Here is a 1,621-nt window from a genome sequence, read left to right on the forward strand (position 1 = left end):
GGGTTGGTGTGGATGATGATTTCTTCGGGTTGGGTGGTAATTCGCTCAATGCGACCAGACTTGTCAGCCGCATCAACGCAGACCGAGGCACTGACATACCGCTGCGGGCTATCTTCGACTCGCCGACGGTAGCCGAACTTGCTGCGGTTCTCGACGCCTCATCATCCTCGAGTAGGCCGGCCCTGACAGCCCGGGTACGCCCGTCCGCGATCCCGTTGTCACCGGCTCAGTCCCGGATGTGGTTCCTCAACCGCTTCGAACCTGAGTCGTCGGCATACAACATGCCAGTGGTCCTTCGCCTCTCCGGCGCCCTCGACGTATCGGCGCTTGGTGCGGCAGTGGGTGATCTGGTGCTGCGCCACGAAGTTCTCCGGACGGTCTACCCTGAAGTGGACGGCATCGGTTTCCAGAGAATTCTCTCGCCGGATGACGCGGCCGTGGACATGACGATCGAGTATGTGTCCGAAAGTGCTCTCCTCGTACGAGTTTCCGAAGTCCTCGGCGCCACTTTCGACGTCACGTCCGAAATTCCCATGCGAGCTCATCTGTTCCAGCTCGACGAGTTCGAGTACGTCCTGGCGATGACGGTGCATCACATTGCGGGTGACGGTTTCTCGATGGGTCCGTTGACGCGTGATGTGATGGTGGCGTACGAGGCGCGGTCCCGAGGTATGGAGCCGTTGTGGGCGCCGCTCGAGGTGCAGTACGCGGATTACGCGCTGTGGCAGCTCGAGACGTTGGGTTCGGAAGAATCGTCGACCTCACTCGTCACACGACAGTTGGACTTCTGGCGCAGCGCTCTCGACGCAATACCGTCGGTGATCGATCTGCCGCTGGACCGACCTCGTCCCGTGGAAGCCTCCGGCCGTGGAGCCATGTTCTCGGCCCATCTGAGCCCCGAGGTGAACGCGCAACTGGAGAAGGTCGCGCGTGACAACGGCGCTACGTCGTTCATGGTGTTGCATGCCGCGCTCGCTGTTGTGCTTTCGCGCTACAGCGGTGAATACGACGTAGTTGTGGGAACTCCTGTTGCGGGCCGAGGAGAACGTGCACTCGACGATCTGGTCGGCATGTTCGTCAATACCCTCGCACTACGTTCCGTGGTGTCGCCCGGCGCTCGGTTCGCGGAATTGCTCGAATCGGTTCGAGAATTCGACCTCCAGGCGTTCGCGAACGCCGACGTTCCGTTCGAGCGCCTGGTCGAAATACTCGATCCGGTTCGTTCGCAGTCGTACTCGCCCATTTTCCAGGTCAGTTTGACCCTGCAGAACATCGCATTGACCGAACTCGAGTTCGACGGCATACGTATCGCCGAAGTCGACAACGTCGTGACCACTACACAGTTCGACCTGGACTTCGTGTTCAACGAAGCACTCACCGCCGACGGGTCTCGCGGGGGTCTGGACCTACATCTGACCTATGCCACCGATCTCTTCGACGAGGCAACCGCAGCGCGATTGGTCGATGCATACGTCGCAGTGGTGAGCGCTGCAGTGGCGGACACGTCCACCATCGTCGAGATGTTCGAGGTGGAGTCTGTGGTTGAGCGTGGGTTGGTGTTGGGGGGTGTGAATGAGACGGATCGTTGTGTTGACGGTGTGACGTTGGCGGATTTGGTGGC

The 1,621-nt window shown here is 60.3% G+C and carries 1 protein-coding gene; it reads left to right on the top strand.

What is annotated here, in order from left to right; translation table 11 throughout:
* Positions 1 to 1,621 (top strand): condensation domain-containing protein (locus B0E55_RS31260; RefSeq protein WP_241896204.1); only part of this gene is annotated, 1,621 nt, incomplete at both ends.

This window comes from Rhodococcus sp. 66b, assembly GCF_002076325.1.
Taxonomy (GTDB): Bacteria; Actinomycetota; Actinomycetes; order Mycobacteriales; family Mycobacteriaceae; genus Rhodococcus_F; species Rhodococcus_F erythropolis.